This window comes from Bradyrhizobium sp. SHOUNA76 (assembly GCF_023006445.1).
Classification (GTDB): Bacteria; Pseudomonadota; Alphaproteobacteria; order Rhizobiales; family Xanthobacteraceae; genus Bradyrhizobium.
Genome location: NZ_JALBHA010000412.1, coordinates 1 through 5,917, shown reverse-complemented (window position 1 = coordinate 5,917; position 5,917 = coordinate 1). Strand labels below are relative to the sequence as shown.

The window sequence follows — 5,917 nt, the reverse complement described above, 5'->3', positions numbered from 1 at the left end:
GGACCGGCGCCGAACACCGGCTTCGGCTTCATCGGCAGCAGGCCTTCGCGCTGCAGCTTCTTGCGGGCCAGCTTGCGCGCGCGGCGCACGGCTTCGGCCTTTTCGCGGGCCTTCTTCTCGGAGGGCTTTTCGTAGTGACCGCGGAGCTTCATCTCGCGGAAAATACCCTCGCGCTGCATCTTCTTCTTCAGCGCCTTGAGGGCTTGATCGACATTGTTATCGCGAACGAGAACCTGCACGCGGCATCCTCTTCAGTGGATCGGATTTGAATTCTGGTAAGACGAAGGGGATGGCGAAACGCGCAAGCCCTTAACCTTGAGGGCGCGGATGTATCAGACAAAAGCGGGGATGTCCACCGGCCAAGCGGGGATTCGGGCCAAGTTCAGCCATTAAATAAGGCAAAATACCTCCGTGCGGCCCTGATTTGGGAGATTTGACGCCAAGGGTGGGGCCGTTTTCGGAGCCTTGTTCCGGAAACTTTGAAAGTAGGGGACGACACATGGATATCAAGAAATACGCCGCTGAAGCCATCGGCACGTTTTGGCTCACATTCGCAGGTTGCGGCAGCGCGGTGATCGCCGCGGGCTTTCCTCAGGTCGGAATCGGCCTGGTCGGTGTTTCCCTCGCGTTCGGCCTGAGCGTCGTCACCATGGCCTATGCCATCGGCCACATCTCGGGTTGCCATCTCAACCCGGCGGTCACGGTCGGTCTTGCCGCCGGCGGCCGCTTCCCCGCCGGGCAGATCCTGCCCTATGTGATCGCCCAGGTCGCCGGTGCGATCGTGGCGGCGGGGCTGCTCTACGTCATCGCCAGCGGCGCTCCCGGATTCGACGTCAGCAAGGGCTTCGCCTCCAACGGCTACGATGCGCATTCGCCGGGCCAGTACAGCATGATCGTGTGCTTCCTCACCGAGGTGGTGATGACCATGATGTTCCTGTTCATCATCATGGGCTCCACTCATGGCCGCGCCCCCGCAGGCTTCGCACCGCTCGCGATCGGGCTCGCGCTGGTGATGATCCATCTCGTCAGCATCCCCGTCACCAACACGTCGGTGAACCCGGCGCGCAGCACGGGCCCGGCGCTGTTCGTCGGCGGCTGGGCGACGGCGCAGCTTTGGCTGTTCTGGGTCGCGCCGCTGATCGGCGGCGCGCTGGGCGGGGTGATCTATCGCTGGCTCAGCGAGGAGCCGGCTGGCGTCGTCGCGGGCGCGAAGACGGCGTAGAGAGCGTTTTCGAGCGAAGTGGATACCGGTTCGCGTCAAGAAAACGCGTCAAACAAAAACCGCGAGGCGGGATCGCAGCGAATGCTGCGGTCCCGCTACTTGCTCTTCGTCGGTCTGACTTCGGTGACGTGGCCCATCTTGCGGCCGGGGCGCGGCGTGCCCTTGCCGTAGATGTGCACCGTGGCGCCGGGGACGGTCAGCCACTTTTCGTGATCGTTGATCTCGTCGCCGATCAGGTTGGTCATGGTGACGATTTCGCCGTGGCGTACCGGCTTGCCGAGCGGCCAGCCGGCGATGGCGCGGATGTGCTGCTCGAATTGCGAGACGGACGCGCCGTCGAGCGTCCAGTGCCCGGAATTGTGCACGCGCGGGGCGATCTCGTTGACCAGCACCTTCGGTCCGGTGCCATTGGCGAGCACGAACATCTCGACGGCGAGCACGCCGACATAGTCGAGCGCGCTCGCGATCTTGCCGGCAATGCTGCGCGCCTCTTCGGCGAGCGAATCCGGGATCGACGCGGGAGCGCGCGATATCTTCAGGATGTGGTCGCGGTGCTCGTTCTCGGTGACGTCGAAACACTCGACCTCGCCCGTGGCCGAGCGCGCGGCAATCACGGAAATCTCGCGCTCGTATGGCACGAAGGCTTCCAGGATCGCGGATTTGGTGGCGAGGCTGGTCCACACCTTGGCGATGTCGTCGCCCTCGCGGATGATGGCCTGGCCCTTGCCGTCGTAACCGAAGCGGCGCGTCTTCAACACCGCCGGAAGACCGATCCGGACGATCGCCTCGCGCAGCGAAGCCACCGAGGTGACGTCGGCGTAAGCGGCCGTACCGATGCCGAGCCGCGTGACAAAATCCTTCTCGGCGAGCCGGTCCTGGGTGGTCTCGAGAATCTTGCGGTTGGGCAGCACGGGGCGGCGCGCATCCAGCACCATCGCAGCCGCGGCCGGCACATTCTCGAATTCGTAGGTGATGACGTCGACGTCGTTGGCGAACAGTTCGAGCGCTTCGACATCGGCATATTCGGCGCAGGTCGCGTTCAAGACGACGTCGAAGGCCGGCGAGTCCGGATCGGGCGAGAACACCTGGCAGCGCAGGCCGAGCCGCGCCGCAGCCATGGCCAGCATCCGGCCCAATTGTCCGCCGCCAAGGATTCCGATGGTGTCGCCGGGCTTCAGCTTCACGTGCCTGGTGTCGGTCACGCCTTGTCCTCCGGGCGCTCGGCGACTGCCTCGGTCTGGGCCTTGCGCCAGGCGGCGAGGCGGTTGGACAAGGCCGGGTCGGACAAGGCCAGGACGGACGCTGCCAGCAGCGCGGCGTTGATCGCGCCGGCCTTGCCGATGGCGAGGGTGCCGACCGGGATGCCGGCGGGCATCTGGACGATCGAATAGAGCGAATCGAGGCCCTTCAGCGTCTTGGATTCGACGGGAACGCCGAACACCGGGAGTTCGGTCAGCGCCGCCGCCATGCCGGGCAGATGTGCAGCGCCTCCAGCGCCGGCGATGATGACCTTGTAACCCGCGGCCTTGGCCCCCTTGGCGAAAGCAAACAGCCGGTCGGGGGTGCGGTGGGCCGAAACGATGCGGGTGTCGGCGGCAACGCCGAGCGCGGCAAGCGTGTCGGCGGCATGCCGCATCGTGTCCCAGTCCGACTGGCTTCCCATGATGATGGCGATCGGCGCGGTCATGACGTTAATTGTGCCCGAAAAACAGAAGGATAGGCCAGATTAACGGTTCCGGCCGGCGGCTCGCAAGGCGGTGGCAAGGAGAAGGGAATGCACTATCCTGTCTTGGTGAATCCCCGCAAGCCTTCATTGAGCAGGATGCCCATGAAGAAACCAAAAAGGGCGAGCGCTGCGAAGGCCAAAAAGGGCCGGAAGACCAGCGCCGGCCGATCCAAAGCTGCCCCAAAGCGGCTGACCAAACGTCCGACGAGGCTGCCGGCGCCCGGCGCGTCGGCCGATAGTGGAGCCAAGGATAGCCTCAGGGCAACGATCCGGGGCTTGCGGACCAAGCTCAAGGAGGCGCAGCGCCGGGTCGCGGAACTGGAAGCTGCGGCCGACACCGATTTCCTGCTCGAGATCCCCAACCGGCGCGGCTTCGAGCGCGAGCTCGCGCGCGCCATCGCCTACATGAAGCGCTACCGCGCCAGTGGGGCGCTGATCGTGCTCGACGTCGATCGGTTGAAGCCGATCAACGATTCGTTCGGTCATCGCGCCGGCGACGAGGTGCTCAAGGCGATTGCCGCAACGCTGACGCGGCAGGTCCGTGCTTCCGACGTGGTCGGCCGGCTTGGGGGCGACGAGTTCGCGCTGCTGCTCTGGAATCTCAGCGAGACCGACGCCAAGGCGAAGGCGGCCGCCTTTGAGCAGGCGGTGGACGAATTGTCCTTTGTCTTTCGCGACCAGCAGGTGACCGCGGGCGCCTCCGCCGGGGTCGCGCTGCTGGGGGCGCAGTCCGATGCGGGCCGCGCCCTGGAGGAGGCGGATGCCGCGATGTATGTGCGCAAGGCACACCGGCGGCACGAGCCGCGGATCAGGCTGGTCGGCAGCTGACTTCTACAGCGTGGCGAGATCTTCGGGCACGTTGCCGAATTTGCGCAGCAGCGTGGCGTCGCCGAATTCGCCGGTCATGGGATCCCCGCTGCGGCTGAAGGCGACCGCGCCGATATGGCCTGCACCCCGCGATAAGAGCTCGGCGCGCCGCAGCGCGGCCGTCGAGCTCTGGCATTCTTCCGCTGCGCCTGCGACAGGCGAGCCGTCGGCATCCATCAAAAAGGGCATTGCAACGTAATAGGTCACGTCCGACATGGCGTTGCTCCAATGTTGAAACTCAGGCGGCGCTGCTCTTGCTCCGCATCTTGCTACGCGAGGCGTCCGGAATGCAGCCGGCGGAAATCGCCGCCTGCAATTCTTCCAGCTCGGCTTCCAGATATTCGTTCGCCATGATCAGCGCCTTGATGGTGCTTCGCAAATTGCCGTCGCACATCGCGATCGCCTGATCGCAGGCCTGTTCATAATGGCTGTTGTCGAGCAGGGCGGTTGCAGACATCTGCGTTGTCCTTGTCAGTCGTCGTAGGCGTTTCCTGATGCTGAAATGTTCCTATTTTGTTCTTTTGGAGTCAAGCGGATTCATGTGGCTCGACGAAAAGCCGGCTCGCAGATCAGGCGATGATGTCGGGGGTAATCTGGTCTTCGATGAACGCGATGCGATCACGCAACAACAGCTTGCGCTTCTTCAATCGCTGTAGCCGCAACAGGTCGGGGGCGGGCGATTGATGCAGTGCATCGATCGCCGCATCGAGATCTCGGTGTTCCTGCTGCAACCGGGTGAGCTCGACTTCGAGCTCACGCTCGTCTTCATTGGTCATGTCTGCGGTGGCCGAAAACCGATTAGGCGTGAGATTTAAGGCTGTGGAAGCCCTGTGGAAATTATCGTCCTTGCGCGGTGTGATCGCAAGCGATCTGCGAGCACCGTTCGCCGATCTCCAGCGACATATTTCCGCCGATCGCAGCGTCGCTGCGCAAGCGCATTGATATCATGGATTTTTCCCGCGCGGTTCCTTTACTCACGCTTCGTTACATATGAATTTTCAAAAATGAAGCTGTGATGACGGATATCCATCGACAGAACGAATCGGTGATGTAGACTTCGTTGTCCGGATCGAATCCTGAGGTTCAACCCTACCGAGGAGGTTTCGAATGACAATTCAGGCACATCTGGTTGAATTGGAGCGGAAGCACAAACTTCTCGAAAACGAATTGCACGAAGCTCTCGTGCACCTTTCAACAGACGACCTGCAAATTGTTGAGTTGAAGCGCCGGAAGTTGATGGTCAAGGACCAGATCGAGCGTCTGAGGCAAGGCAACACGCTCCACTAGTAACCCCCGTAACAGCGTAGAGTTGATCGTACCCTTATCCCGCAGGGATGAGAGCCTTTGCGCTCATCCCTGCAGCAGGGTGCGCACCGTGCAAAGATGTTTGCGCGGTTTAAGTGCTTGCGAGCTCGGCGACGTGATCGGCGATCGCGAGCGACGACGTCAGTCCCGGCGATTCGATGCCGAACAGGTTGACCAGGCCAGCGACGCCGTGATCGCGCGGGCCCTGCATCAGGAAGTCCTGCGTCGCGACCGCAGGCGGCACGATCTTCGGCCGGATGCCCGAATAGCTCGGCATCAACGCGCCGTCAGGCAGTGTCGGCCAGTATTTGCGGATCGCCGGATAGAAGCGCTCGGCGCGTGACGGGTCGACCTCGTAATTGATCGTCTCGATCCACTCGACGTCGGGGCCGAAGCGCGCTTGGCCTGCCATATCCAGAGTGAGATGCACCCCTAACCCGCCGGGTTCGGGCACCGGGTAGATCAGGCGCGAGAACGGCGCCTTGGCATTGCAGCTGAAGTAATTTCCCTTGGCGAGATAGGCCGGCGGAATCCGGTCCAGCGGCATGCCGTCGATGTTGCGTGCCACATTCGTCGCCGAGAGCCCCGCGGCGTTGACGAGGAGGCTGCATTGCAGCGTCATTGGCGCCTCGCCGCCGGCTTCGATTTCGATGAGGCCGTTCGCCGCCTTGGCGCGGATCAGCGGGGTGTGAAACGCGAAGGCCGCGCCTGATGCCTCGGCTTCGCCGCGCAGCGAGAGCATGTAGGCGTGGCTGTCGATGATGCCCGTTGACGGCGACAGCAGCGCGGCATCGCAT

At 63.2% G+C, this 5,917-nt stretch carries 10 protein-coding genes; 3 read left to right on the top strand and 7 right to left on the bottom strand.

Features of this window, described 5'->3' with window-relative positions:
- Positions 1-239 (bottom strand): 30S ribosomal protein S21 (gene rpsU, locus MOV74_RS29240; RefSeq protein WP_246930119.1); only part of this gene is annotated, 239 nt, incomplete at its 3' end.
- 260 nt (positions 240-499) lie between these two features.
- Here rpsU and aqpZ point away from each other — a divergent pair.
- The gene (aqpZ, locus tag MOV74_RS29235) at positions 500-1,222 is read left to right on the top strand and encodes an aquaporin Z (protein ID WP_246930118.1); all 723 of its coding nucleotides are present in this window, start codon (positions 500-502) and stop codon (positions 1,220-1,222) included.
- A 95-nt stretch (positions 1,223-1,317) separates the two neighbouring features.
- On the opposite strand, the gene MOV74_RS29230 is transcribed toward aqpZ, so the two are convergent.
- Together MOV74_RS29230 and purE are read right to left on the bottom strand one after the other, a co-directional pair.
- On the bottom strand, positions 1,318-2,424 hold the full coding sequence (locus tag MOV74_RS29230; RefSeq protein ID WP_246930117.1) for a 5-(carboxyamino)imidazole ribonucleotide synthase: 1,107 nt from the start codon (positions 2,422-2,424) through the stop codon (positions 1,318-1,320).
- Positions 2,421-2,909, bottom strand: coding sequence for a 5-(carboxyamino)imidazole ribonucleotide mutase (purE, locus tag MOV74_RS29225; protein WP_246930116.1), 489 nt, complete (start codon positions 2,907-2,909; stop codon positions 2,421-2,423). The genes MOV74_RS29230 and purE overlap by 4 nt, the downstream gene beginning before the upstream one ends.
- Before the next feature lie 141 nt (positions 2,910-3,050).
- On the opposite strand from purE, the gene MOV74_RS29220 reads away from it, so the two are divergent.
- Positions 3,051-3,776 carry a GGDEF domain-containing protein gene (locus MOV74_RS29220; protein ID WP_246930115.1) on the top strand — a complete coding sequence of 242 codons (726 nt, stop codon included), beginning with the start codon at positions 3,051-3,053 and terminating at the stop codon, positions 3,774-3,776.
- A gap of 3 nt (positions 3,777-3,779) precedes the next feature.
- On the opposite strand, the gene MOV74_RS29215 is transcribed toward MOV74_RS29220, so the two are convergent.
- The 3 genes from MOV74_RS29215 to MOV74_RS29205 form a co-directional block, all read right to left on the bottom strand.
- A complete protein-coding gene (locus tag MOV74_RS29215) occupies positions 3,780-4,031 on the bottom strand; it encodes a hypothetical protein (RefSeq protein WP_246930114.1) in 252 nt (83 codons plus the stop codon).
- Between the two features lie 22 nt (positions 4,032-4,053).
- On the bottom strand, positions 4,054-4,272 hold the full coding sequence (locus tag MOV74_RS29210; protein WP_246930112.1) for a hypothetical protein: 219 nt from the start codon (positions 4,270-4,272) through the stop codon (positions 4,054-4,056).
- A gap of 112 nt (positions 4,273-4,384) precedes the next feature.
- The gene (locus MOV74_RS29205) at positions 4,385-4,591 is read right to left on the bottom strand and encodes a YdcH family protein (protein WP_246930111.1); all 207 of its coding nucleotides are present in this window, start codon (positions 4,589-4,591) and stop codon (positions 4,385-4,387) included.
- Positions 4,592-4,922: 331 nt separating this feature from the next.
- Here MOV74_RS29205 and MOV74_RS29200 point away from each other — a divergent pair, with 331 nt between their 5' ends.
- Positions 4,923-5,102 (top strand): YdcH family protein, encoded by a 180-nt coding sequence (locus MOV74_RS29200; protein ID WP_246930110.1) that lies wholly within the window; start codon positions 4,923-4,925, stop codon positions 5,100-5,102.
- Between the two features lie 109 nt (positions 5,103-5,211).
- Here MOV74_RS29200 and MOV74_RS29195 read toward each other — a convergent pair.
- On the bottom strand, positions 5,212-5,917 hold a 706-nt coding region (locus MOV74_RS29195), incomplete at its 5' end, for an NAD(P)/FAD-dependent oxidoreductase (RefSeq protein WP_246930109.1).